Source organism: Pseudomonas sp. A125 (genome assembly GCF_055409485.1).
Genome location: NZ_JBUZVP010000037.1, coordinates 43184 through 68060, shown reverse-complemented (window position 1 = coordinate 68060; position 24877 = coordinate 43184). Strand labels below are relative to the sequence as shown.

The window sequence follows — 24877 nt, the reverse complement described above, 5'->3', positions numbered from 1 at the left end:
GTAGCCGCTGCTCGCAAGCTGGTCACCATGCTTAACGCAAGAATGCGCGAAGCCTTGAAGGCTGCCGCGCATTTGGCTTGAGAACACAGTTGCTACGTAATGTGTGTCGTACTCAGTATCAAGGCCAGAATGCGCCAAGCCTTGAAGGCTGACGCGCATTTGGCTTGAGAACAGTTGATACGAATGCGATTAATCAGAGAGTTCTGCGTTGCATTTGATGCGCGCGCTGGCCCGCGACAGGCTGCGTTAGTGGTCGTCAATTTTCAGGGTTTCCGATATTTTGCGAGCACTAGCACACTCGGTCGCGGTGGCCCGGCATTCCGGCAAGCGCACTCCTGTAAGGGCCACGACGGGCTCAAAACAGCCCCTGCACCCTTTCCAGTTTGCTGCGGGTCATCTGGCCGGTGCGGGTGTGCAGATTGACGTAGCTTTGCAGCACGGCCAGGCGGGTGTCGAGCAGGTCGCGGCGGGCCGAGAACAGGCGTTGTTGGGCATCGAGGATGTCGAGGGTCGAGCGCACGCCGGCCTGGTAGCCTTTTTCAGCCGAGGTCAATGCGATCTGGCTGGAGCGCACGGCGGTGATCAGCGCCCTGATCTTTTCAAAGCCCGCCACCACGCCCAGATAGTTGGCTTCGACGTCTTCGGTCAGTTGCTGCAGTTGCGCGTCGTAGCTGGAGCGAGCGCTTTCCAGGGCTGAGCGGGCCTTTTCCGAGGAGGCGCTGACGCCGCCGCCCTGATAGATCGGAATATCGACGACCACGCCGACGTAGTAAGTCGACTGACGCTGGGACAGTTCGTTGATGTCGCTCTGGTCGACCCGTGCCATACGCCCGCTCAGGGCGACGGTGGGGTAATGCGCGGACTTCTGCAGTTTCAGGTTGGCTTCGGCCACTTTGATCGTGGCCCGGCTGACGCCCAGTTCAGCTGCGGCCTGATCGGCCTTGAGCATCCAGTAGTCGAGGTCTTCTTCGGGTGCCAGCAAGGCGTTGGCCGGTGATGGTTCCTGCATGGGCTGGATGTCGCTCACGGCAATGCCGGCCCTGCCCGAAAGTTTGCGCAACGCGGCGCGGCGCCGGGCTTGCGCTTCAATTTCCTGGGCCTTGATCGCATCCAGGCGTGCCTGGGCCTCTTCCAGGTCGGTAATGGTGCCTTCACCGGCCTCGTACAGACGTTTTGACTGCTTGGCCAACCCCTCGATCGAGGCCTTTTGCTGTGAGGTCAGTTTCAGTTCGTTTTCGACCTGCGCCACGTCGAAGTAGGCCTGTACCACCCGGTCGTACAGCGCTTGCCCTGCGTTGTCATGTTGAAACTCACCGAGCCGGGCGCGGGCCTTGGCCTGTTCATAGGCGGCCCAGCGGCCCTTGTCGAACAGCGGCTGGCTGACGGTCAGGGCAATGCTGTCGGAGGCGAACTGGTCTTCACCGCTGTTGGCTGCCGATTGTTTGTTGAACTTGCCGCCATGGCCGTAGCGCGAGTTGATCGCCACTTGTGGCAGCAGGCCGCTGCGGCCGATGGCTTCTTCCTGGCGTGAGGCCTCATAGTCATGATTGGCGACCTGATAGGCCGCATCGTTGAGACGGGATGCATCGTACAGCGCGACCAGCGACAGTGAATCATCGGCGGCCAGCAGACGGCACGAACACAGCAGCGTGAGCACGGCAACAGGGATGCGCACGGTCATTCCTCCTTGAAGGCGCCGGCCATACGCTCGGCGATCGGCTGCATCAGGTAGTTGGCCAGGGTGCGCTCGCCGGTCTTGACCAGCACTTCGGCCTGCATGCCCGGCTTGATGTCCAGGCCCAGGTCGTGCAGTTCTTCGACCTGCTCGGGGTTGACCGAGACCTCTACCGAGAAATACGGCGAGTTGGTGTGCTCGTCGATCAACTGGTCGGGCGACACCGTCGCGACCTTGCCGACGATGACCGGGGTGTGCACGCGCTGCAACGAACCAAAGCGCAGGTCCACGACCAGCCCGGGCTTGAGCCGGTCGGCCATCATGGGCGGAAATTGCGCCTTGACCACCCAACTGGAGCCTTGCGGGACGATGTCCATCAGCCGTTGACCCGCCTGGGCGATGCCGCCGACGGTGTGTACCGCAAGGCTCATCACCTGGCCGGCGACCGGGGCCAGGATCGATGCGCTATTGACCTCGAATTCCAGCGACTTGATCTGGTCGGCCAGGCTTGAGCTCTGGGCCGACACCTGGGTCAGCTGCGATTCGGCATCGCTGCGAAACAGCTGGCCTTGCTGCAGGACCTTGAGCTTGCTCTCGTTGAGTCCCTGACGAGTACGACCGATGTCGGAAATCGTCGAGGCCAGTTGCGCGCTCAGTTGGGCGGCATTGCTTTCGGCTTCGAACAAGCGGTTACGCGGCAGATAGCCTTCGCGGGCCAGTTCGCGCAGGCCTTTGAGTTCCTGTTGCTGAAACTGCAGCTGCGCCGTGTGGTTGCGCTTGATCTCTTCGTAGCCTGCCAGTTGTTCGTTCAACGAGGCGATTTCGTGCTGGTTGATTTGCAAGCGGCTGGCCAGCTCTGCGCGCCGGGTGGCGAACAGGTAGCCTTGCAGTTCCATCGACGCCTTGGCCCGCGGATCGTCGGCACGGGCCAGTAAATCGGCTGACCACTGAATGCGATCGCGGTCCAGGCGCTCGGCCATCAGCCGCTCTTCGACCGCACGCGCACTCAGCCACTGGCCCACGGCAACGTCGAGCTGCGATTTGGTCTGCACGGTGTTGAGCTGCATGACCACCTGGCCCTGCTGCACCTGGTCACCTTCACGCACCAGAATCCGGTCGATCATGCCGCCGCTGCGCGATTGCACGGTTTTACGCTCGCCGGCCACCACCACAGAGCCTGGCCCGACCACGCCACGATCGAGCGGAGCGAAGCCGGCCCAGAGGAAAAACCCGCCCAGGCCCAGCAGCAAACACCAGACGCCGATACGGGCGATCCTGGAGGCATCGGCATCGGGCGTCGAGACCGGGGTCGACTGGTCGTTCTGACTGACTTGCATGGATGCCTCAGGCTTTTTGATTACTGGCTTCAGGGTTGCTGACTTCCGGGCTGGCACTGGAGGCCGCAGCTTTCGGGGCCGCTGACGGTACCAGGGTCTTGAGCACCTGATCGCGTGGGCCAAACAGTTGCTGAACGCCCTCTTTGAGGAACAGCAGCTTGTCGACCACCCCCAGGATGTTCGGCCTGTGGGTTACCAGCACCACGGTGCTGCCCTTCTCCTTGAGCTTGCGCACCGCCTGCACCAGTGCGGCTTCGCCGGCTTCGTCAAGGTTGGAGTTGGGCTCGTCGAGCACGACCAGTGAGGGGGCGTCGTAAAGCGCGCGGGCCAGGGCGATGCGCTGCTTCTGGCCGCCGGACAAACCCAGTCCGCCGCTGCCCAGCATGGCGTCGTAGCCCTTGGGGAAGTGCAGGATCATTTCGTGAATACCCGCCATCTGCGCCGCTTCAATGACCTTGTCTGAGTCCACGGTACCAAAGCGGGCGATGTTCTCGGCAATGCTGCCGTCGAACAGCTCGATGTCCTGCGGCAGATAGCCCAGGTGCGGGCCCAGTGCCTCGCGCGACCATTGGCTGACTTCTGCGTTGTCCAGGCGCACCGAGCCATGGTTGGCCGGCCAGATACCGACCATGGCCCGCGCCAGGGATGATTTGCCCGACGCACTGGGACCAATGATCGCCAGCACTTCGCCCTTGGCCAGTTTGAAGGTCACGCCATTGACCGCCGGGCGTTGCATGCCGGGTGGGGTGATGACCAGTTTGTCGATGCTCAGGGCACCGGTCGGTGCCGGCAGCGGCATGCGCAGCGTGTCCTTGGGAAACTCGTTGAGCAGGCGGTTGAGACGCTCATAGCTGCTCTTGGCATTGCCCATCTGCTTCCATGAACCGATCAGTGCCTCGGCCGGCGCCATGGCCCGCCCCAACAGCACCGATACCGCAATCATGACGCCGGCGGAAATCTGGTTCTCGATCACCAATATGGCGCCCAGGCCCAAGGCCAGGGATTGCCAGGTCATGCGGATAAAACGCGAAATCGCAGCAATGCGCGAGCTACGGTCGCTGGCTTCGCCCTGTTCGTTGATGACCCGCTGCTGGACGTTGTACCAACGGCTGCGCAACGGCTGGAGCATGCCCATCGCCTGAATGACCTCAGCGTTCTGCAGGGTGCCGTTCACGTAACTGGAAGAGGCGACCGACAAGCGGTTGGCTTCACTCATGCTCTTGCGCGTGGTCAGCTCGTTCCAGATGGCCAGCCCCGCCAGGATCAACGAGCCGACCACGGTGAAGACCCCAAGCAAGGGATGAAACAGAAAGGTGGCAATCACATAGATCGGCAACCATGGCGCATCGAACAGCGCAATCAACGCAGGACCTGTGACGAACTGACGAATACTGTTCAGGTCGCTCAGCACCTGGGCCGGGTTCGCACTGTGTTCCTTGAGGCTGCGCTGAAAGGCGGCGTCGAAAACCCGCTCGCCCAACTGGGTGTCCAGGCCGGCACTCATCTTGATCATGACCTGGCCACGCACCCACTCCAGGGCGCAACTGAGGGCGAAGAAGATCAGCAGGATCAGGCTGAGCATCAGCAGCGTGGTTTCGTTACGGCTGGTCAGGACGCGGTCGAAGACCTGCATCATATAAACAGAAGGAACCAGCATCAGCAGGTTGATGACCCCGCTGAACAGGGCCAGCACTCCGAAAAGACGACGATAACGCAGCAGCGCTGCGTCGATATCTCGCTTGGGATCGAAAAAGAATCGCATAGAGTCCAGGAGATAAAATCACGATAAGGAAAAGGACAGTGGCCCGTTCTGCCAGCATCACGCGGTACCCGTTTGATGCCGGCGGATGCTAGCACTTTGGCAAGCGAACGGCTCTAGGGCTGTCCATACACCTATTTAATCGGCTTGGGCGACCTGATCTTGAACCTGTTTCGATGATATCGACGAGCAGGACAGTGGCCCTGCTGTTTGCCTGGTTTCAGGTACATGGACTGCTCATAAAAGCCTATCGACTACAAATTCCGGCTACACATTTTGTCGTCCGTGAGTGTCTGAATAAGACTGGTTTTAGCCATATAAAGATAGCTATCTATATAGATTGATATCTATCACGAGCGTTGGATATCGCCCTGAACCCCGCTTTTTACGTCGCTTTCAGGTGTTTTTCATCGACACGCGGGTCATGCAGGCAGGCTCAGGCATACGGGTTGAAGGGGAGGATGCAGAAAGTAAAGCCGGGAGTGTGCGAAGGGGAAACAGGGCTATCGACTACAAATTCTGGCTATAGGCCAAGCCAGCCTTGACAGCCAAGTACTTAGCTAGATAGATAGCTATATAACTAGCTATCTAATACATAAGTTGTTGTTTTAAAAGCTAATCTTTAAGTATCTCAAGTGGATTTTCAGGCAATGGCTCAAGGGTATCGCCCAATGAAAGCCGCAGCTGAGCCGCTTCGTGGAAACGAAAGACCAGGCTTTTTACGGTTTTTCCTTCGGTCACCGTCTCGTAGGTGATGGCGATTCCGGACTTGGCCATGATCTCGTTGATCGACGGCGTGATGACTCGCTGACGCAGGTTGTTGAAGCGTTTGTAGCTGTCGCCCAGGTCCAGAAGGATACGCAACCTTTCGACCTCGATCACCAGAACGCCGGTGCTCTTGAACTGCATCATGAGTTCAAACAAGCGGAAGCTGTGCATCGAATTGAGATTAGCCACGCGCCGCAGATCGTAGGAGGTCAGCTTGCTGTTGGGGTTATGCCGAGATAAGGCAAAAATTAGGACATTCGTTCTGCAAGATATTGAACTAAAAGGAAATTTATTGAGTTCTTGATTGCTGGTCATCCCCCGCCTGACTAGCCGTCTATGCTGATGTTTTGCCTTACTTGGGGGATGAACTCAATGGCTTCGGTGGAAAGGACAGCCTACCCGCTCTTGCCCAGTCAGTTGCCAGCTAAGGAGCTGCATCGATGCTATTCCCTGTCTGATTCAGAGATCGAATGGGTCAATAACACCGCTAAGAGTCCAGCGCTATCGATTGGGCTGGCAATCCAACTAAAGGTGTTTCAGCAGCTACACTATTTTGTTCCGTTCGAGGAGCTTCCTCAGGAGCTCATCAGTCATGTCCGACAATGCCTTCGCTACGGCGCACGAATAGCTCCGCGCTACAGCAACCCCCGCACCCTTTACCGACACCAAGCGGCGGTTCGGCAGTACCTGCAGGTTACACCCTTCTATAGCAGCGACGGGCTAGCGATCACTGAGGAAATCGCACGTGACTGCGCTGTAGTGCTTGAGCAGCGAGTCGATCTCATTAATGCCATGCTTGATGAGCTGATTCAGCGTGGCTATGAGCTTCCGGCTTATTCGACGCTCAACAACATCGCAGAAACCGCTTTGGCGAGTGCTCAGGAAGTTACCTTCAACCTGATCGTGCTCCGAGCGCCAATCGAGGTGATCTACAAGCTAAAGGAGCTGCTCGACACGGATTTCGGGCGTCGGCAGAGTGACTTCAACGCACTCAAGCAGGCACCCAAGAAGCCTTCCCGCAAGCACCTGGAGGTGTTGATCGACCACCTGGCGTGGTTAGAGAGCTTCGGAGATCTGGATGCCATTCTTGAGGGGGTCGTCGATGCTAAGATCCGCCACTTCGCCACCCAAGCCGCCGCGTCGGACGTCGCCGAGCTGAAGGACTGCTCGCTGCCGAAACGCTACACACTGATGCTGGCCTTGATCTATCGGATGCGGGTGCGAACTCGGGATCACCTGGCCGAGATGTTCATCCGACGGATTTCGACGATCCACAAACGCGCCAAGGAGGAGTTGGAGCAAATCCAGGCGCGGCAACGCCAGAAGCTGGAGCAACTGGCGGCCACCCTGGATGGCGTGGTGCAGATTCTTGTTCAGGAACCGGATGACCAGGAGGCTGGCAGTCTGATCCGGGAATTCCTCTCTCCCGATGGCAACCTGGATCGGTTGCGCGAGACTTGCGCCGAAGTCCAGGCTACGGGCGGTAACAACTACCTGCCGCTGATCTGGAAGCACTTCAAGTCCCATCGCTCGCTGTTGTTCCGTCTGAGCCACCTTCTTCAACTGGAACCCACGACTCAGGATCGCTCACTTATCCAGGCGCTTCAGCTCATCCAGGACAGCGAAAATCTACACCGCGAGTGGATCGACGAGCATGTCGACTTGTCGTTTGCGTCGGAGCGCTGGGTTAAGGTCGTGCGTCGTCCTGCCAGTGAAGGGCCACCTACCAACCGGCGCTATCTGGAAGTCTGCGTGTTCTCTTACCTGGCCAGTGAGCTGCGCTCGGGTGATATGTGCGTGCTGGGGTCGGAATCTTTCGCCGACTACCGTAAGCAGTTGCTGCCCTGGGAAGAATGTTTCCATCGTCTACCGGCCTACTGCGAAAAGGTGGGGCTGCCTGGCACGGCGAAGGAGTTTGTCGCCTCCCTCAAGATTCAGCTGGAGGAAACCGCGCAGCATCTGGATGAAAAATTCCCTTCTTGCCGAGGTGACGTATCGATCAATGAAGCCGGCGAACCGGTGCTACGCCGAGTGATAGCGCGGGACATCCCGCCTTCGGCCATCTCGCTACAGACGGCGCTTATGCAGCGCATGCCGGCCAGGCACGTGCTCGACATCATGGCCAACATTGAGCATTGGATTCAGTTCACTCGGCATTTCGGGCCGATGTCCGGCAACGAGCCAAAGCTCAAAGAACCGGCCGAGCGCTACCTGATGACGATCTTCGCCATGGGCTGCAACCTTGGCCCCAACCAGGCCGCACGGCATCTGGCCGGTAATGTCACGCCGCACATGCTGTCCTATACGAATCGCCGCCATCTCTCGCTTGAGAAGTTAGACAAGGCTAACCGCGAGCTGGTGGAACTCTATCTGCAACTTGACCTGCCCAAGCTCTGGGGCGATGGCAAGGCGGTGGCCGCGGACGGTACGCAGTTCGACTTCTATGACGACAATCTGCTGGCCGGCTACCACTTCCGCTATCGCAAGATGGGGGCCGTGGCGTACCGACACGTGGCCAATAACTACATCGCGGTGTTCCAGCACTTCATCCCGCCTGGTATCTGGGAGGCAATCTATGTGATTGAGGGGTTGCTCAAGGTCGACCTCAGCGTCGAACCCGATACGGTGTACTCTGACACCCAGGGCCAGTCGGCCACGGTGTTCGCCTTCACTCATCTGCTGGGCATCAATCTGATGCCGCGTATCCGCAACTGGCGCGACCTGGTGATGTGCCGGCCAGATCGCGGCGTTTCGTATAAACACATCAACCGTCTGTTCACCGACACCGCCGACTGGCACCTGATCGAAACCCACTGGCAGGATCTGATGCAGGTCGCGTTGTCAATCCAGGCCGGCAAGATTTCCTCACCTATGCTGCTGCGCAAACTTGGCTCCTACAGTCGGCGCAACAAGCTCTATCATGCCGCGCAAGCGCTGGGCAGTGTGATCCGGACGATCTTCCTACTCAACTGGATCGGCAGCCGCGAGTTGCGCCAGGAAGTCACCGCCAACACCAATAAGATCGAGTCCTACAACGGCTTCTCTAAGTGGCTGTCCTTTGGCGGTGACGTGATCGCCGAAAACGATCCGGACGAGCAACAGAAACGCCTGCGCTACAACGACATGGTGGCCTCGTCGGTGATCCTGCAGAACACCGTGGACATGATGCGCATCCTGCAGAAGCTCGCCCGTGATGGCTGGCAGTTCACTGACGACGACGTATCGTTTCTCAGCCCCTACCTAACCAGCAATGTCAAACGTTTTGGGGAGTTCAACCTGAAACTCAAACGCCCACCGGAACCCTGGATCAAGGATTCCATTTTCCAGCAGGCTGCGGGATCAATGCGTGCGAAACAGATGTCTGACAGCAACGTTGAGGTGACGAACTGATGCATATCCCGCCAGCTTCGTTCCGCGTGACACCTTATGGGGACGTCGATACCAAGGTACTCGACTCTCTGCGTGCAAGCTACGACACCGCTCAGTTGCTCAACTTGGTCGACCGGCTGGATGCCTGCCTTGCTGAAATCGGAGGGGTCGGCAGCATTCGAGAAGACTTCCTACGCCTGCATGGCATGGCCATGACGGTACTGGAAGGTTTCCCCCTCACTGTGGCTACCAGTGATGTCGACAGTATTTGGGCGCAGGCGATGGCCCTTCAAGAGGATATTTCTGCTTTATGTTCATGCTTGCAGGCGGGTTCTAAACACGTTGCTCCTTTGGCAGCGCTTGCTCCTGACTATCAGGACTAGACTATTCGTGCAAATGGGCTGCCGGCAGACTGAATACAATGGAGGTGCAGAGTAAAACTGATGCTGCAGGACTGACGAGTAACTCTATAGCATCGCTGTACTGTGGGGTGAATTTGACTCTGGGTAGCCGGTTTTGACGCCCTGTAGGCACGCTGCCATCCTCCCGGGCATCGGCCTAGATAAAACTACTGACGAAGCCTTCGGGCTTACATTAGCCACGAGCGGACTTGCATTAAATCTCAATGGACTCACGCTTTCTAAAAAAAACCAGAGCCACTTTCCAGAGGCAAAGATTAGTCGTCGTGACGGGTACTGACCTCTGGTGTGCAGGGGTGATCAGGCTCGGATGCCGCTCTCTTATCCGCGCGCGATATGAAGCGCTGATAGCATTCAAGGCCACAGAAGTGCACGACGTACTCGGTACCTTCCGGCGTCAGTGCGGCGTCAAGGGAAATTTCCTTGCAACATTCGCAGCAACTGATAGTGGGGGTGTCGTTTGCGTTCATGATGGGGTTTCTCCATCGTCCAAGAAAACCTAGTAACTCTTCCACACCTGCGATCGAACCTGCGCGCAGATCGACCTGCGGCTGGCAGTGCAGCAACAATTCCCAACGCTCCCAAGCCTGCCGCAACTCGGCAGCGGAGACCGCGCCGTGCTCCGAGCGGGTCACGCCCGCTTCCGAAAGGCCCGTAGAGCCGCTCTCAGGAAGAGGACGAAGAGAACCGTCAGCACGAGCGTCGCGAGGCTCCAATGCTCGCTGACGAAGGCCCCGGCCGCAGTCCCCGAGAGCAGTAATGCCAGCACCGGCAGATGGCAGGGGCAAGTGAGCGCGGCGAGCACACCCCACGTGTAGGCGTGCCAGCGGGGCATCTTGATTGATTCGGATTGGTTGGTATTACGCATGGGTGTGACCTTCGATGGCACGATGAGTCAGCCCGGCCAACTCCGTTTTCACTGCGTCTAAAGCTGCCAGCCGGGTCGCGATTTGCCCAAGCAAGCGGTCGATACACCCGATCACATCGGTACTATCGTCTGCATCGAGCGCTCGACAGAGCCGCGCCAATTCGTCGAGCCCGATACCGGACTCAAAGGCGGCACGTACGAAGCACAGCCGCGCCAGGGACCGCTCATCGAAAATGCCGTAACCGCTTTCCGTGCGCCGCGCGGGGTGCAGCAAGCCGCGCAGCATATAATCTCGGACTATATGGACACTGACGCCCGCGTCCTCGGCCAATCTGGATATGGAGTAGGCATTCATCGCCGACACTCCCGACCTTCACCGCAAACTGGGGCGCTCAGATATTTCCTTCCGGCTAGGCGCTCAGGTAGCCAGATGAGCAACGGTGCAGCTCCCAGAGCCAGTAGCAGCCACAACCTGGAGAGATGCTCGCCGTTTTGGTCAAACACATAAGCCAATAGCGCACCAACTGCGAGCAACAGGAAGTGAGGCCCCGTTATGTAGCAGTGAAGGCGGCGACAACGCGTGGCGTTGACCAGGCAGGCGCCGCCCATCACGGCCAGCGCGGCGCCTGCTGCCAGGAACAACGCGGGGCGTCGATTAGACAGAACAATCGCTATCGTCGCCACGACGGCAGGCAGGCCCCAGAAGCTGACCAACTGCCATGTCTTGCGTAGGCTGTCGCACCTACCGAGATCGTCTGCCGTGTTGCTCATGTTTCAACCTCCCTCTCTCATTACCCTGCGCAGCAGGACAATTGTTTGACGTCTTTGTTAAAGGTCTGTGCGGCGAGTTTCAGTCCCTCGACCATCGTCAGGTAGGGGAACAACTGGTCAGCCAATTCCTGCACGGTCATACGGTTGCGGATGGCGAGTACCGCCGTCTGGATCAGTTCTCCTGCTTCCGGGGCCACAGCCTGCACTCCCAGCAGTCGGCCGGAGCCCGCTTCGGCAACCAACTTGATGAAACCCCGCGTGTCGAAGTTGGCCAACGCGCGCGGCACGTTGTCCAGGGTCAAGGTGCGGCTGTCGGTTTCGATCCCGGCGTGCTGCGCTTCGGCTTCGCTGTAGCCGACGGTGGCCACTTGCGGATCGGTGAACACCACGGCCGGCATGACGTCGAGATTGAGCTTGGCCTCGCCGCCGGTCATGTTGATTGCCGCGCGGGTGCCAGCCGCTGCCGCGACGTAGACGAACTGCGGTTGGTCGGTGCAGTCGCCGGCCGCATAGATATCCGCTGCGCTGGTGCGCATGCGCTCGTCGATCTGGATGCCGCCGCGCTCGTCCAGCTGCACGTCGGCCGCTTCCAGGTTCAGGCCCTGGGTATTGGGCGTGCGGCCGGTGGCGACGAGCAGTTGGTCGGCACGTAACTCACCATGGTTGGTGGCCAGTACGAACTCGCCGTTGGCGTGGGACACCTGGCTGGCTTGCGTTTGCTCCAGCACTTCGATGCCCTCCATACGGAAGGCCTCCGTCACCGCCGCGCCGATGGCCGGGTCTTCGTGGAAGAACATCGCACTGCGTGCCAGGATCGTGACCTCGCTACCCAGCCGGGCGAAGGCCTGCGCCAGTTCCACTGCCACTACGGAGGCGCCGATCACGGCGAGCCGCTTAGGGATTGTATCGCTCGCCAGTGCCTGGTCTGAGGTCCAGTACGGCGTGTCTTTCAGTCCTGGAATCGGTGGAACGGCCGCGCTTGCGCCGGTGGCGACCAGGCAGCGGTCGAAGGCTACGATGTGCTCGCCACCCTCGGCCAGTTTCACGCTGAGCGTGTGGCCGTCCTGGAAACGGGCGGTGCCGCGCAGCACGCTGATCGCCGGCGTGCTCTCCAGGATGCTTTCGTACTTGGCGTGGCGCAGTTCGGCGACACGGTCTTGTTGCTGCGCGAGCAGACGTTCGCGTAGGACGGTCGGCGTCATGGCGGAAAGCCCGGCGTCGAACGGGCTCTCGCGGCGCAGATGGGCCACATGCGCGGCACGAATCATGATCTTGGAGGGCACGCAGCCCACGTTGACGCAGGTGCCGCCGATGATGCCGCGCTCGATCAGGGTGACGCGGGCACCGCCTTCCACCGCCTTGAGCGCGGCCGCCATGGCGGCGCCACCACTGCCGATGACCGCGACGTGGAGCTTGTCGCCCTCTTTCCCGGCGTCAGTGCTGCTCAACCAACCCCGTGCCTTATCGAGCAGGCCAGGACGGGCTTGTACCATGGCGTCTTCGAACGCCGCTCGATACCCCAGGGCCTCGACAGCGGCCTGCATCTGCTCACGGCTTGCGCCCTCGTCGACCTTCAGTTCGGCCTTCCCGCTGGCGTAGGAAACATCCGCCCGATGCACGCCCGGAATCTTCTCCAAGGCCTCTTTCACATGCACGACACAGGAGGCGCAGGTCATACCAATGATTTTCAGTTCGGTCATTTCGTTACTCATTAGATCGTCTCTTGTCAGGTTCACTGGTTTGGCGGCGTCGGACAGGCATCCGGCCCACAACGGCGATGAGCGGGCGACACGAGATCCCATATCGACACCCCAAACATGAGGGCCAGGCCGATATAGAGCAGCCAACCGCTCCGCCAGCCATAAGCCCGCATAAAAAATACCGCTGCCAGTACCAGGGTAGGACCGATCAGGCCGAGCGCAGTCCGTCGCCACTGCCGATGATTGAGCCAGCCGAGGGCATTGACGAGCAGAGCCAGTCCAGCAAACAGAGGCAGCAGCGTGGTGATGAACAGGCCTTCCCACTGGCTCAAAAAGCCCAGACCGAACGCGGCCCCCAGACTAGCAAGGGCGGGAAAGCACATGGCGCAGCCTATGGCAGAAATCAGCACGCCGACGGAGCCGGCTTTGTCACCGATCCGCGTGAACAGATTGAGAGGATTTGCCATCGGAAGTCCCTCCTATTGCTTGACGCTGGACGGATAGCCAGCGTCCTCGGTCGCCTTAGTCAGCGCCAGGGCATTGGTCTTGGTATCGTCGAAGGTGACGATGGCCTCGCGGTTCTCGAAACTCACCTCAGCCTTGGTCACGCCATCGACCTTGGTCAACGCCGTCTTCACCGTAATCGGGCAGGCGGCGCAGGTCATGCCCGGCACCGCCAGGGTGACGGTCTGCGTGGCCGCCCAGACGGGTGTGGCGACCAGGCTGGCGAGGGCTAAGGATGCGAGCAGTTTTCTCATGGTGAACTCCTGATCAGTAGAACAAGGGAAGGATGTAGGGGAAGCCGAGCGCGACCAGCACCAAGGCCGCCACCAGCCAGTACAGCAGCTTGTAGGAGGTACGTACCTGAGGGATGGCGCAGACCTCGCCCGGTGCGCAGGCTTGAGCGGGGCGGAAAATGCGCCGGTAGGCGAAGAACAGCGCCACCAGTGCCGCGCCGATGAAGAGCGGGCGGTACGGTTCCAGCACGGTCAGGTTACCGATCCAGGCCCCGCTGAATCCCAGTGCGATCAGAATCAGCGGCCCGAGACAGCAAGCCGAGGCGAGAATCGCCGCAAGCCCCCCGGCGACAAGAGGGGCGCGCCCGTTTGATGGTTCAGACATGCATTTCTCCTTTCGAGCATTTGATCGATGGTTTAAGGTTAGTCCCGTAGTCATGTACGGAATCAAGCGGTATGAAAAACAATTTGGAAAGCCTGACCATTGGCGCTTTCGCCAAGGCGGCCGGGGTCAACGTGGAAACCATCCGGTTCTATCAACGCAAGGCGCTGTTACCCGAACCGGACAAGCCCTACGGCAGCATTCGCCGTTACGGTGAGGCGGATGTCGCCCGGGTGAAATTCGTTAAATCCGCGCAACGGCTGGGCTTTAGCCTCGATGAAGTGGCCGGGCTGTTGAGGCTGGATGACGGTGCTCACTGCGATGAAGCGCGTGTGCTCGCCGAGCAGAAGCTTGGGGATGTGCGTGGCAAGCTCGCGGATCTGCGACGGATCGAGTCAGTTTTGGAGCAACTGGTTCACGACTGTTGTGCGAGCCACGGGACTGTTTCCTGTCCGCTGATCGTTTCGCTGCATGGGGACAACTCGGGCGTTAACCGAGGATTTCCCGTTGCGTAAGGCGCCCCTGTTGGTCGGCTTGCGCTTAGAAAAAAGCGGCGCTCAATGAGCGCCGCTGAATGGCCAAAGGAGCACTTGCAAAGGGCACAGTTTGGTATTGCTATTTGCCCTCGCGCCTCAGCAGAGTGGGCTCACGTTGCATCTGGTCGAGTAGCACAGGCTCTACTTTGCAGGCGGACAGGCGGGCTGCGCTTCGCTACGGCCTGCCGCCGTGGGGCCCAGTTGCTTAATCTCCTTGACGGTTTCCGCCACCAGGGTCGCTTCAGCCCTCTCGCGTGCAGCAATTCGCTCAATCGCTCGGTCGCTCCCGCCCTCGGCCCATACGGTGGATGACAGCAGAGTCGCACCCACTACCAGCAGCAGTCTTAGGTGTTTCATAACGGCGATCTCCTCTCGGGTTTTCGATCCACGATTCAACTCTACCTCCGTAGTTAAGTACGGAATCAAGGAGAGAGGAGATGAAGGTCCTGGATTATGGCGCTGAGAGGAAATGGCAGGGCTCCGCCATGAAGACGGCGATTGCTTCAGGGCCGTCTAGGGCTGCTGCTGGGTCGTAGTCGTAAATTTTTTCGCTCATTCTGACCTCCACTCGCTGGCGAGTTTTTTAGCCGCTTCAATATCACGGCTTTGGCTGCTTTTGTCGCCGCCGCACAACAGCAAAACGAATTCATCACCTCGCTGCTGGAAATAGGGGTTGGGGGAGCAACGGAACAGAAAGTGCACTTAAGCTCAGTCGCTGCCCCGCAAACCCTTGCAACGTCTGGATAGTTTCGAAAAACGACCGTTTTATGAAACCGTTTCCGCTATCGCGAGGAAAGGTCACCAACACCCGAAAATCAGTGCAATAAACCTTTCTCACGAATCAAAGTTCGTTAATTCGCAGTCGCTGACGAGTAAAACGAACTCTAATTCGGCTTACGTTGGTTTTCAGTTCCATTGCTCCCCAACCCCCGCACTTCGAGCAAAGCGGATCTAGGGCCGGCACGGAATGGGCGGACCACTACATCGGCACTTAACAACCCCAAAAGAAGCTCTAGGTGTTCGGGCAGTAGGATGCGCTCCAAGAGACCTAGCTCGCTCTGCAGGCGCTCGCCCCCATCTGCACCAAAGCATCCAATTTCGGCAAGATTGGTGAACGCTCTTATGTATTCGCTCGCAATCCAGTGCGAAATTGATGGGTACTCAAGCTCTGAGGTCTCTTCATCGTGCTTTACTCGAGCGATGCCTTCGTCACCCTCTTCAAACAGGACGTAGCAATAAGCATCCACTCCGCATGACATCGCAAATGGGAGCAATGTGAATCCTGCACCACGCTGCTTGTCACGGCCAAGCCAGTCACCGAGCAGTCGCTCCACATCACCGCAGTCGATGAGTTCTATATCGTGAAGGCTGGCGAACAGCGTGGGTACTCCGCGCTTGAAAGGCTGGGCGCCTAGTTCGATCAGCTGTGCGAGCGCAGCGGGGATTGTCAGGCCAATCTCCTCTGCGATGTCCTCAAAATCCGCAAGCATTATTGCTTCCTGTATGTGTTCATCACTCAGACAGGTTACGGATTTATTGACCATCACCAAGTGAAAAGCAGGGTGGCAAATTCTGGCGTAGGATTCGCAAAATTCCGCATGCGAAAACAACCAGCCCCCACCCTAGGTTCCGAGAAGAAGGATTTAGCGACCCCGTTTCGGGGTGCGCGCGGATGAGATCTCAGTAAAATTATCGGCAACATAGGTGAAGAAATTCCTAACCGCCATAACGCCGGGCATGGCATCTCTTAGCTGTGATCATATTTAAGAAGGTACGAACATGAAGGTACTTCGTTGGGCAGCATTAACCGCTGCTGTGATGATTGCGTCAGGAACTGTGAGCGCCAGCGAGCCACAAGAACATCGCCCTCCTCCGAAGCTGCCGCCGGATGTGGCGTATCAGGCCTGTGACGGCCTTCAGCCTGGCGAAATCGTAGAGTTTTCCCAAGAAGGTGGAAAAGAGTTCGTCGGGGTTTGCCAGCTACTCGATGGGCGCTTAGTAGCAATCCCCGGCCACCCCCAGGGCCGGCCTGGCGGCGAGGGTGCGCCTCCGCCACGTCCAGATGCACCACGAAGCTAACCGAGCCTTTTGAATCGAAAATGCCGCCCTTCGAGGCCGCGGCATTTCTTTTCAGAAGTTGGAGTCGGTTTGGTTAAGCGCTGCGTTCAGCACGGTTAATTAGCCAGCCCGGAGAGCGGTGATCTGAGCTTCAGCAATCAATGCTTGAACTGCGTTCCGCTGCTGGTGGACATACTGATCCACAAGGTGAGTATCAGAGAGGCAAGAAGCTCCACTACGGCTAGTCCAGAGACCTTCTGGAACTTCTACCTCGACGGATGCCAATCGCCTGAGAGCCTGCCAAGCGGTATCACGCTCAATGGAAGATTTGGATTCTGCTACCGCTCGCATATCAGCTTCTGCGAAGTGGAACCAGGCGCCCTCCTCACTCTCGGCCTTTTGGAAGTAACTCCCAACAGGAAAGGCATCCAAGGGTGTTGGACAGGCGACAACTGGTATATTGAGGATCGACACAGCCACACGAACAATCAGGCTCGAATCAGCACTGACTTCGTAGACCTCGCACTCATGCTTTGCAGACTCGATGGCGCTGTAGAGGGATGAAAGGTAATCGCCACAATCTACGTAAGAAGCACCGGTCTCCAACACACGGCCACCGTGCTCAAAAACAACTTGAGCGGTAGCCTCGCGTAGCCAGACAACAGGCTGTTCAAAGCGTATCCATTGAGATGGGCCAACACCAGATAGACTTCCTAGCCTAGCTAGATCGAGGACCTGTCTACGCACAATCGGAAGAGAGCTGCAAAACGGCGCCGGCCTCATAGCTCACACTGCCTCTGCTCGGACATGCTTGCCCAGACGCTCGAAACGAGTCTGAGCTTCAGTGGTACGAGATGCGGTCGGGTTGTTGAGTAGGCGTTTAAGCCCGATAGGCTCTCCAGAGTCATCGCACCAACCGTAAGCATCTTCTTCGATGCGAACCAGCGCAGCCTTGATAGCCATAGCTTCGGCGCGCTCCCCCTTCAGGATGCGCATCAGAAGCCCGCGGTTCTCTTCGATAGTGCCCGCATCTGATGAGTCAGCGACTTTTTCAGTTACAGAAACCGCTTCCTCATGCCCTACGATCCGCGCGGTCAGCTCGCTTTGTTTCGAAAGCAAAAGCTGCTTGAAGAACTGAAGCTGGACAGCGTCCATGTAGTTGTCGGTGGGCTGGGCTAGCAATGCAGCTGCGTCTATAACCATAAGAGGACTCCAATTGTATCGAATTAAAGGAATATCTCAGGGTAACGCCGGGCAACCGGTTTGCAACCCGGAACGCTAGCAGGAAATTCCTCCCTTGTTAGAACCCTCATCAACGTTATGTTGGCATCCACTACCACAGGAGATCACCATGGCAATTGAATCCCGCAAATCCGGATCGGACCACTTCGATGCCACATACGGAGCTGCTTCACACAACCTCAAAGACAAGATGAGCTTCCTGCTCCAGAGCCGGAGTGGTGCTCAAGTCCAAGGCTGGGATACCACTGTTCACGTTGATGGCTTGGTAAGCCTGCTGCCGATAGCAGCGTCGTGCGATGAGCAAGCGATGCTGGACTTGGTTGATTCGATCAGTGCATTCGCCTCGGCCGCGGAACAGGCTTTTGAGGCATTCTCGGTAGATTGCGACCTGGAGGACGCTGGCGCCCTACCAGCACTCCTTCTCAAGTCAGCTGAGTCAGCCCGCCAGTTGGCAGGATCAATGTAATCTGCTTATCTATGCTGAATCTGGAGGTTTTCCATGGCAAACAACACCAAGAATCCAACCGGCGACATTCAGCTTGGACGATTCAGCTACACACACAATCGGTTCTTGCTCACGCTTGCCAGCCTGGCGCTTGCTGCCTTTATTTTTGCAGACATCATCGGCTCGAATGTAGCCCAGGGCTCCAACTGGCTTGAAAAAATGGCTTCCCCTCAGATGTTATGGGCGCTGTTGCTACTGCCGATTGCAACTTTCGGCAGCCTCATGCTTAAGCGCTCAGGCCACCCTGATACGGCCCTGAAGTGCCTGATAGTTGCTGCAGGATTTATCACTGGAGCAGTCGCCAAGATTATTTTCACCCCATGATTTTGGGATGGTGCTTTTGAATTCGTCATGTGCAAGCCCCTCGTTATACTCGTGCTTTCACTGACAACCCACGCTGGAGAATGAAATTGAATAAAAGTGAATTTGTAGACGCCGTCGCTGAGAAGTCGGGTCTTACCAAAGCTGACACTCAGCGCGCCGTTGACGCAGTCCTGGAAACCATCACTGACACGTTGCGCAAGGGTGACGCCGTATCGTTCGTGGGCTTTGGCAATTTCAGCGTCAAACAGACTGCTGAACGTCAAGGTCGTAACCCGTCGACTGGTGCTCCCATTACAATCGCGGCCGCAAAAAAACCTCACTTCGCTGCCGGCAAATCGCTGAAAGACGCGATTGCCTAAATCGAACCCGATGTGAGCAAACGCCCCGTACCCCACGGGGCGTTTTGCTTTCTCAGCCCCGAAATGTGAAGCGATGAAATGTACACAATAGACACCCTTCGAAATGGGTCTATCGATCCGAACTCGCATCTTGCTGACACCAGCCCTGAGGGCAAAGACTGGATGTTAGGGCAGGCAGCTCTTGCAGCGGAATACATGGAGCAGCAGGGTCTAAAAAGCATCGACTATATAGGGCCTTTCCTTCGGCACCCGGTACCCATACTGGAGAAAGAGGGCCCACTTAGCCTGCTTGTCCTACCTAAGGGATCAATCATCCATCGGGTTGACCTGCGCCCAGTTCGGGGATTTCCAGCGGTACCATTTGCAATGTTCATGGTCACATCAGTTGGTCAAACATTCGAGCTTCAAGCTGATCTCCTGGTCCAGTGCAATGACGTAAGGCCTGGGCGAATCTTTAAGGACGGTTCACCACGTCTGTCTTTGGTCGAGACACGAATTGCAATCGTGAACCCGTCACATGACTACGCCTTCTACGTGTCCCTGGACAGCTGGGCCGAACTCAACGGCGCAGAGCTCAGTGCGCGGCTCCAGGCTGCATGGCGCCGATCAGAAGGCAAGTCCTCATCGCGCAAGATGTCTGTAACAGATGTCATCCTCTCCGCCGGCGTAGACACTGCTGGCTTGGATTACGACGAGAAGGTAGAGGACGCATGTCGCCACCCATTTTTCGGGCCGCCTGATTCCTATAGTCGAGTGGTACACATCAGCGACAAAATCCTAAATGAGTTCCCTGACGAAACCGACCCGACACAGTTTCGAGCGTGCAGCTGTTCGATTACTCGACCTTGCGTGTGCGGGAAGCGAAGTGGGAATTAGCCATAGGAAGAGCTAGTTCAGGCCTCGGAATCGTATGCGTGGCGATTAGATTTAAGATTTTTTGCATTGAAAGGCCGAAAATGGAGCACTCCATTGCCACTATTGGTTTAAGACCTTGAGGCCTTCAATGCAACCAATTCATACCCAAGAAGCTAAATCCCTGATTTCCGAGACGTACCCGGTTGTATACGGCACTCTCAAGCGGGGAACGCTCCGCAAATTTCTCCACGACGGATCGAGCACTGTTTTCTCGTGCAAATCGATTCGACAACGTAAGTCGGCAGCCACACTGTTCACCAGTGGTGTCGATGCCGCCCTCAAGAAAGTACAGGCGATCGCTGATAAATACGCCGGCTTGCCCACTGACGGGCTTTTTGACGGGTATGAACCTGAGCCCGCTTACCCGGACGGGATGATCTACTGGGACGACTTATTGCGAGCAGTCGATCTTGTTGCCCTCTATGACCATCTGGTCGCCCTCACCTATAAATATCCAAGCCATCTCGACGAGTCGCCAAAAGCCATCCGAAAGGCAGCAATGATTGTGACCATGCGGCCCTTATGTCGTGTCCGTCGCGCCTCTCGCATCGCTAACAGCGGCCGGGCTTTCGAACAGGGATGAATATGGAACGTGTACCCGAAGCAGTCGAAGGGCTGGTGCGTGAGCAAGCAATTCTAAGTTCAATTCAATATCGTGACCCACACGGCCCTTGGGGGATCGGTACCTTCCGCAGAGAGGACGGGACGACCTTCCAGGCGACAGGAAGCTTCGGGCAACCCATCCTGTATGAGGAGTTCATCCTCTACGGGAAATGGAGCCCAGACATTCCGGGCGGGGATTTCGATACTGCATCGTTTTCGTCTATGCCACCGAAAGCTCTAGAAACCCTTCCGCGGTACTTGACGAGCCTGACTCAGAACAGGGTTGCTATTGCTGCAACTAACAAGGCTGTTCAGCACTTCGGCGAGAATCTCATCGACATTCTCGAGCGAGCACCCTCTCGGCTGACGGAAGCGGGCGTTTCAGAAAGCGATGCTGAGCTTCTCGGGACGACGTGGGCAACAGAGCGTTCCCATCAGTTAGCTTTGGCGCAGATAGACCTTGAAGGCATTCCTCCAGAGAAGCTGGCCACCCTGCAGCGCCGCCTGGGGTACATGACTGACTTGAACCTTGTGCTGCGTGAAGACCCATACCTCCTGTATGTCCACTTTGACGACATGCTGTTCTCGACAGCCCAATCTCTCGCTAAGCGCTTCCGAGTCACTAACGACACTGTGTCCGCAGTCAAGGGCGCAATCGTTGCCGTGCTTCGCAAGGAAGCTTGGTTGGGCCATAGCTACATCGAGGGCGTCCCCCTAGTCGACGCCGTGTCCAAATTACTCAAGCTCGACCGCGCAGTGCTCTATCCACTAATCAAAGAGGGTGTGACCGAATTGAGGCGGGCAAAGGTAGCTCGCGCAGAAGAACGCAGACTACAGCTGTACAACCTATATGAGATCGAAAAGTCTCTAGTTGAAAAGGCGATCGGCTGGACAAGGCTGACCGCGGCCGAGCTAGAGGATCTGGTTCCGAGCGAGGAAATGGGCATCAAACTGCTCCGCCCTCTGAAACTTGGTGCCCCCGCCACGAAGACTCTTTCAATGGGTCTATGCCACTTGATGGCTGAGCGCTTAGCTCTTGTCCAGTGCGAGACCCTTCACGATCAATTGACCATCGTCCAGGGCATACAGCTATTCCTGAATGCTTTCGGAACAGACGCACTCATCACTGCATCTTCCAAGGAAATGGTGACCGAGCTTCAACTGACTCTGGGGGATGAGGCCCCGGTAGTCAGCTATGCGGAGTTGATTGGGCTCGACCCGGTGACAGGTGTCCCACAACAGAACCGGGCCAGCCCTATACCAACCGACGTGGTCGTAGTGGTTGGCACTGATTCTATGGGGGTAGAAGAAATTCACTATCTGCTCGAAGCCATGCCTGAAGCTGGCCGAGTTTTCATGCTTGGGGCCCCCAAGGATCTCCCGTCGCAAACAATCGGCCAACCCTTTGATGAGATGGCCAAAGTGCCAGAAATTCGAACATTCATCGCCAGTTTCTGGCTGCCGGCCCGTACTGAACAGCGAAAAGCAGCAAAGGACGTGTGGTCGGGATCGATTAAGCCTGATGACAGTTTTGATCCTAGCAAGCCCATCAGTTGGCTCAATACGCCACGAGAGAGCATTCCTGATGTGGTGAATGTGCTGCTCCGTGAGCTGTCTGGCTCATGCCAAATATCCCCATTGCACGACATCAAACCTGTCGTGGCGCGCCAGCACGCAGAGGTCCCAGGTACTGATGCAGTTTCCTGGCTTACTCGTTCGATCGCCCATGAATTCGTTGGTAAGGATGACCCGGTCGACTTTCATGGACGAGCATTGTTTAAGGGCATGCCTGTGTTAGTGCACCAGGCTCTCTCTTTGGAACACCCTGCCTTCTCTATTTTCGAGGCCACTGAACTTTCTGGCGAAAGAATGCTTGCCACGCCCCGCTCGGGAAACTCAGCGGTGATCGACCTCAAGCGGAATCTCAACATCTTTCACGGCGGTGTACTGACACCAAAATTTGCGCGCGGTCGAGTTTACGAGTTTGTAATCCTGATCGTGCTCAAGGAGCACATGGGGCTGTTCAATGCCGAACTTCTCTCGACCCTCCTGAACAGTGCAAAAAGATCATTGATTTTGGTAGGCGAGCTAGACGGTATTGCAGATTCATTTCCTGGCGATGAGCCCACACGGGTGAGGTCATCACTCTCGAAATGGATGGCCACCGATGGCGATCAAATTGACCCGCCGCAGAAGTAATGCGACCTCCTACTGGCCGGGTCCCCTCATGCATGGGGTGAGTACAACTCAGCCTGAGCTCATTCCACAATTCACACTCCAGCACGCGGGATAACAGTACATGGCGATCAGATCTGCACGACTCGAGGCACAGGAACGGGCGAAGCTGAAAACACAGCAGGCCCGCAATGTTGCGTTGAGTCTCCCGCTTGTAGGAGCTGCAATCCCTTTTGTGCCTCTGCCACTCGCAATCGGCATTGCTGTGGGCTGTGCTGTATGGACTCTGTACCTTGATCGGAAGGACAAGGAGGCAGTGACTCCGTTGGTTTGGGACCGTAGCTACACACAGACTGACATACCCGATTGCGACTTCCAGCGCTCAACCTTCTTAGGCAAAACCATGCCATGGGTGGAATGGAAGGAACGTGTAGATGCGGTCTCAAACGCGAAGGGTATCGCAAGCGCCGACGATGTGCGTCAGTCGCTAATCGAGGCATACCCCGGAATGATCCCCTTCATGCTGTCAGACGACATCATGACAAGGCATATGGCGCTGCTCGCCGCGACCGGGACCGGGAAGACCGAACTCATCCTCGCAATCGCCCAACAACAAATCAAAAAAGGGGCAGGCCTACTGCTGGTCGAGGCCAAGGCTGATTCTGATTTGTCGGGTGCAATCTACGCAATGATGGAAGCCGCTGGCAGGCTGGACCAGTTCAAGCTCATATCCTTCGAGTTCCCAGAGATCAGCCACACTTACAACCCATTCTTCGCCGGCGGCGTTCGCGCCACCCTATCGACAGCGATGAAGATGCAAGCCGCGTCAAAAGAGGAGTTCTGGACTGACGTAAACCGCTACTCACTGTCTGCAGCAATCCTATGCATGAAGCTTCAACCTGGTGAGCCTGCATTCCACATTAAGGATCTAATCGCAGTCCTCTCTGATTTCAATATCCTCCTGCGATACGTGAAATCGATTCGAGAGTCTGACTCAGATGCTCACAAGGACGGGAAAGAGTTCCTATTTTCCTACCTCCGCTACTGGTACGACGAAGAAAAACAGGAGTGGAATCGTAAAAGCTTCAAGACCATGCTGCAGGGCGCTATCTCAAAACTTTCTGCCTTCGCGCATTCAGAATACTCACGCATTGTTAACACCTATAGCCCTGATGTTGACCTGAAAGACGCCATCCTCAATGGCGAGGTGGTTGTGCTGTCCATGTCGGCTCTCGCCGACAAAGACGGTGTTGAGCTGATGGGCAAGCTATTCATCTCCGACCTGGCCCGTGCTATCGGTGAGATCCAGCTTCTTAAGCTGAAACCTTTAATGATCTGCCCAGCGATCTTTGACGAATATGGTTCGTTCGCGGAGGAAGGTCAGATCACCCTTTTCCAGCTTGCTCGAAGTGCAAACGTACCAATCATCATTGCTTTCCAGGGTGTCGGCTTCCTTCAGCAAAAATCTGCACCATTCGTGGAGATGGTGCTGGGTAACTGTTGGACTCACGTCTACTGCGACATCAGGGATGCTGAAACAAGAGCCTTCGCTTGCAAACTTGCCGGCACAACCCTCAGGAAATTTGAGCAGGAGACTTCCGCCACTAGCTCCGGTGCCAGCCATAGCACAGAGCAGTCAGGCCTCATCTCAAATGAAAACACGGGAGCGAGTTCCAGTGTAGGTGCTAAGGCGACCCGTGAAGACCTACTTCAGCCTGATGACTTCCAAACCCTCGACCAGGGCGACGGAATTATCATCGCAAAATCTGGTACCTACAGGGTTCGAATGCCAATGGTCCGCAGCAGTTTCCCGAACGTACATTTCCGAGATATGAAACTGACGCGACGACATTCCCGCGGGCGGGCAGGCATCAATGCCTGGAAAGACTTTACCGATTTCAACCGCAGGCTTCTGGGCGACGTCTGACAAAACATTTCGCATGCAGAATCTTTTAAGGGGGTTTCTATGACATGGCTTGAACGGATCAAGAACTGGGACTACAGCCTGGAGGGGATTGTAGAGTGGGTCTTGAACCTTATGGAATTCCACATCCAGCGCGCAGGGATCTGGGGCTACATCGGAATTGTGCTGTTCATTATCGGGCTGGGTCTTGCCTTCCCGGCGACACGAGGAGTGACAAGCCTGGTTGTGAGTGGTGTTTTCCGCATGGTGTTCACCTTTGTACAGAACGTCCTGACGTTGCTCACAGCCGACCTCTTCAAATTCTTCGGCAGACTCCTGCTAGCGATGTTTCACCGTTCTCGCCGCTGGATCATTGCCCTTGCCGGCCGTACACGTCGCGACTGATTGAAAAAACCCGGGCAATCCGGGTTTTTTTTTGGAAAACATCCCGAAATGGGGCACTCCCTTTCCA

26 protein-coding genes and 1 pseudogene are annotated in these 24877 nt (G+C 57.1%); 10 read left to right on the top strand and 17 right to left on the bottom strand.

Translation table 11 applies throughout. The features are described from left to right. Positions 1–355: 355 nt before the first annotated feature. The 4 genes from ACZRN6_RS32475 to ACZRN6_RS32460 form a co-directional block, all read right to left on the bottom strand. Positions 356–1681, bottom strand: a complete 1326-nt coding sequence (locus tag ACZRN6_RS32475) for a TolC family outer membrane protein (RefSeq protein ID WP_212551051.1) — start codon at positions 1679–1681, stop codon at positions 356–358. Continuing rightward, the gene (locus ACZRN6_RS32470; protein ID WP_212551050.1) at positions 1678–3012 is read right to left on the bottom strand and encodes an HlyD family type I secretion periplasmic adaptor subunit; all 1335 of its coding nucleotides are present in this window, start codon (positions 3010–3012) and stop codon (positions 1678–1680) included. Before ACZRN6_RS32470 ends, ACZRN6_RS32475 begins: the two co-directional genes overlap by 4 nt. 7 nt (positions 3013–3019) lie before the next feature. Then, the gene (locus tag ACZRN6_RS32465; protein ID WP_212551049.1) at positions 3020–4774 is read right to left on the bottom strand and encodes a type I secretion system permease/ATPase; all 1755 of its coding nucleotides are present in this window, start codon (positions 4772–4774) and stop codon (positions 3020–3022) included. Between the two features lie 612 nt (positions 4775–5386). After that, complete coding sequence (locus ACZRN6_RS32460) at positions 5387–5854, bottom strand: replication initiation protein (protein ID WP_249342587.1); 468 nt, start codon at positions 5852–5854, stop codon at positions 5387–5389. Positions 5855–5911: 57 nt separating this feature from the next. On the opposite strand from ACZRN6_RS32460, the gene ACZRN6_RS32455 reads away from it, so the two are divergent. Beyond that, positions 5912–8929, top strand: a complete 3018-nt coding sequence (locus tag ACZRN6_RS32455) for a Tn3 family transposase (protein ID WP_026140367.1) — start codon at positions 5912–5914, stop codon at positions 8927–8929. Further along, complete coding sequence (gene tnpC, locus ACZRN6_RS32450; RefSeq protein ID WP_017849612.1) at positions 8929–9291, top strand: Tn3 family transposase post-transcriptional regulator TnpC; 363 nt, start codon at positions 8929–8931, stop codon at positions 9289–9291. The genes ACZRN6_RS32455 and tnpC overlap by 1 nt, the downstream gene beginning before the upstream one ends. A 293-nt stretch (positions 9292–9584) precedes the next feature. Here tnpC and ACZRN6_RS32445 read toward each other — a convergent pair whose 3' ends face one another. Genes ACZRN6_RS32445 through merT form a run of 8 tightly spaced genes read right to left on the bottom strand, consistent with a single transcriptional unit; the run spans position 9585 to position 13788 of the window. Next, complete coding sequence (locus ACZRN6_RS32445) at positions 9585–9962, bottom strand: DUF3330 domain-containing protein (RefSeq protein ID WP_425274543.1); 378 nt, start codon at positions 9960–9962, stop codon at positions 9585–9587. Then, entirely contained in the window at positions 9959–10195 is a 237-nt protein-coding gene (merE, locus tag ACZRN6_RS32440; protein ID WP_017849613.1) for a broad-spectrum mercury transporter MerE, read from the bottom strand. Before merE ends, ACZRN6_RS32445 begins: the two co-directional genes overlap by 4 nt. Continuing rightward, positions 10188–10550 carry a mercuric resistance transcriptional repressor MerD gene (gene merD / locus ACZRN6_RS32435; protein ID WP_017849614.1) on the bottom strand — a complete coding sequence of 121 codons (363 nt, stop codon included), beginning with the start codon at positions 10548–10550 and terminating at the stop codon, positions 10188–10190. The genes merE and merD overlap by 8 nt, the downstream gene beginning before the upstream one ends. Then, positions 10547–10966 carry a hypothetical protein gene (locus ACZRN6_RS32430; protein WP_017849615.1) on the bottom strand — a complete coding sequence of 140 codons (420 nt, stop codon included), beginning with the start codon at positions 10964–10966 and terminating at the stop codon, positions 10547–10549. Before ACZRN6_RS32430 ends, merD begins: the two co-directional genes overlap by 4 nt. A gap of 20 nt (positions 10967–10986) precedes the next feature. After that, complete coding sequence (merA, locus tag ACZRN6_RS32425) at positions 10987–12666, bottom strand: mercury(II) reductase (protein ID WP_031633059.1); 1680 nt, start codon at positions 12664–12666, stop codon at positions 10987–10989. Between the two features lie 32 nt (positions 12667–12698). Beyond that, complete coding sequence (gene merC, locus ACZRN6_RS32420) at positions 12699–13133, bottom strand: organomercurial transporter MerC (protein ID WP_003131881.1); 435 nt, start codon at positions 13131–13133, stop codon at positions 12699–12701. A gap of 12 nt (positions 13134–13145) precedes the next feature. Next, on the bottom strand, positions 13146–13424 hold the full coding sequence (gene merP, locus ACZRN6_RS32415; protein ID WP_003131880.1) for a mercury resistance system periplasmic binding protein MerP: 279 nt from the start codon (positions 13422–13424) through the stop codon (positions 13146–13148). Positions 13425–13437: 13 nt separating this feature from the next. Continuing rightward, entirely contained in the window at positions 13438–13788 is a 351-nt protein-coding gene (gene merT, locus ACZRN6_RS32410) for a mercuric ion transporter MerT (protein ID WP_017849617.1), read from the bottom strand. A gap of 71 nt (positions 13789–13859) precedes the next feature. On the opposite strand from merT, the gene merR reads away from it, so the two are divergent. Continuing rightward, complete coding sequence (merR, locus tag ACZRN6_RS32405) at positions 13860–14300, top strand: Hg(II)-responsive transcriptional regulator (RefSeq protein WP_003131870.1); 441 nt, start codon at positions 13860–13862, stop codon at positions 14298–14300. 162 nt (positions 14301–14462) lie between these two features. Here the strand turns inward: merR and ACZRN6_RS32400 are convergent, their stop codons facing one another. The 5 genes and pseudogenes from ACZRN6_RS32400 to ACZRN6_RS32380 form a co-directional block, all read right to left on the bottom strand. Beyond that, positions 14463–14678 carry a co-regulatory protein PtrA N-terminal domain-containing protein gene (locus ACZRN6_RS32400; RefSeq protein WP_017849619.1) on the bottom strand — a complete coding sequence of 72 codons (216 nt, stop codon included), beginning with the start codon at positions 14676–14678 and terminating at the stop codon, positions 14463–14465. A 195-nt stretch (positions 14679–14873) separates the two neighbouring features. Continuing rightward, positions 14874–14990 (bottom strand): annotated as a pseudogene (locus ACZRN6_RS32395) (type II toxin-antitoxin system RelE/ParE family toxin); the annotation flags it as partial. 215 nt (positions 14991–15205) lie between these two features. After that, positions 15206–15811 carry a hypothetical protein gene (locus tag ACZRN6_RS32390; RefSeq protein WP_464009724.1) on the bottom strand — a complete coding sequence of 202 codons (606 nt, stop codon included), beginning with the start codon at positions 15809–15811 and terminating at the stop codon, positions 15206–15208. A gap of 688 nt (positions 15812–16499) precedes the next feature. After that, the gene (locus tag ACZRN6_RS32385) at positions 16500–16988 is read right to left on the bottom strand and encodes a hypothetical protein (RefSeq protein ID WP_078466126.1); all 489 of its coding nucleotides are present in this window, start codon (positions 16986–16988) and stop codon (positions 16500–16502) included. 177 nt (positions 16989–17165) lie between these two features. Further along, positions 17166–17582 (bottom strand): TraR/DksA family transcriptional regulator, encoded by a 417-nt coding sequence (locus tag ACZRN6_RS32380; protein ID WP_078466125.1) that lies wholly within the window; start codon positions 17580–17582, stop codon positions 17166–17168. 148 nt (positions 17583–17730) lie between these two features. Here ACZRN6_RS32380 and ACZRN6_RS32375 point away from each other — a divergent pair, with 148 nt between their 5' ends. The 7 genes from ACZRN6_RS32375 (at position 17731) to ACZRN6_RS32345 (ending at position 24810) form a co-directional block, all read left to right on the top strand. Continuing rightward, positions 17731–18087, top strand: coding sequence for a hypothetical protein (locus ACZRN6_RS32375; protein WP_078466124.1), 357 nt, complete (start codon positions 17731–17733; stop codon positions 18085–18087). A 33-nt stretch (positions 18088–18120) separates the two neighbouring features. Then, positions 18121–18450 (top strand): hypothetical protein, encoded by a 330-nt coding sequence (locus ACZRN6_RS32370; protein ID WP_011922985.1) that lies wholly within the window; start codon positions 18121–18123, stop codon positions 18448–18450. Between the two features lie 86 nt (positions 18451–18536). Beyond that, positions 18537–18809 carry an HU family DNA-binding protein gene (locus tag ACZRN6_RS32365; RefSeq protein WP_078466164.1) on the top strand — a complete coding sequence of 91 codons (273 nt, stop codon included), beginning with the start codon at positions 18537–18539 and terminating at the stop codon, positions 18807–18809. A gap of 1003 nt (positions 18810–19812) precedes the next feature. Beyond that, positions 19813–20307 (top strand): hypothetical protein, encoded by a 495-nt coding sequence (locus tag ACZRN6_RS32360; RefSeq protein ID WP_078466122.1) that lies wholly within the window; start codon positions 19813–19815, stop codon positions 20305–20307. Positions 20308–20309: 2 nt separating this feature from the next. Continuing rightward, on the top strand, positions 20310–22526 hold the full coding sequence (locus ACZRN6_RS32355; protein ID WP_228759038.1) for a helix-hairpin-helix domain-containing protein: 2217 nt from the start codon (positions 20310–20312) through the stop codon (positions 22524–22526). 100 nt (positions 22527–22626) lie between these two features. Next, a complete protein-coding gene (locus tag ACZRN6_RS32350) occupies positions 22627–24429 on the top strand; it encodes a type IV secretory system conjugative DNA transfer family protein (RefSeq protein ID WP_078466120.1) in 1803 nt (600 codons plus the stop codon). Positions 24430–24468: 39 nt separating this feature from the next. Beyond that, positions 24469–24810 (top strand): hypothetical protein, encoded by a 342-nt coding sequence (locus tag ACZRN6_RS32345; RefSeq protein WP_011922991.1) that lies wholly within the window; start codon positions 24469–24471, stop codon positions 24808–24810. Positions 24811–24877: the final 67 nt, after the last annotated feature.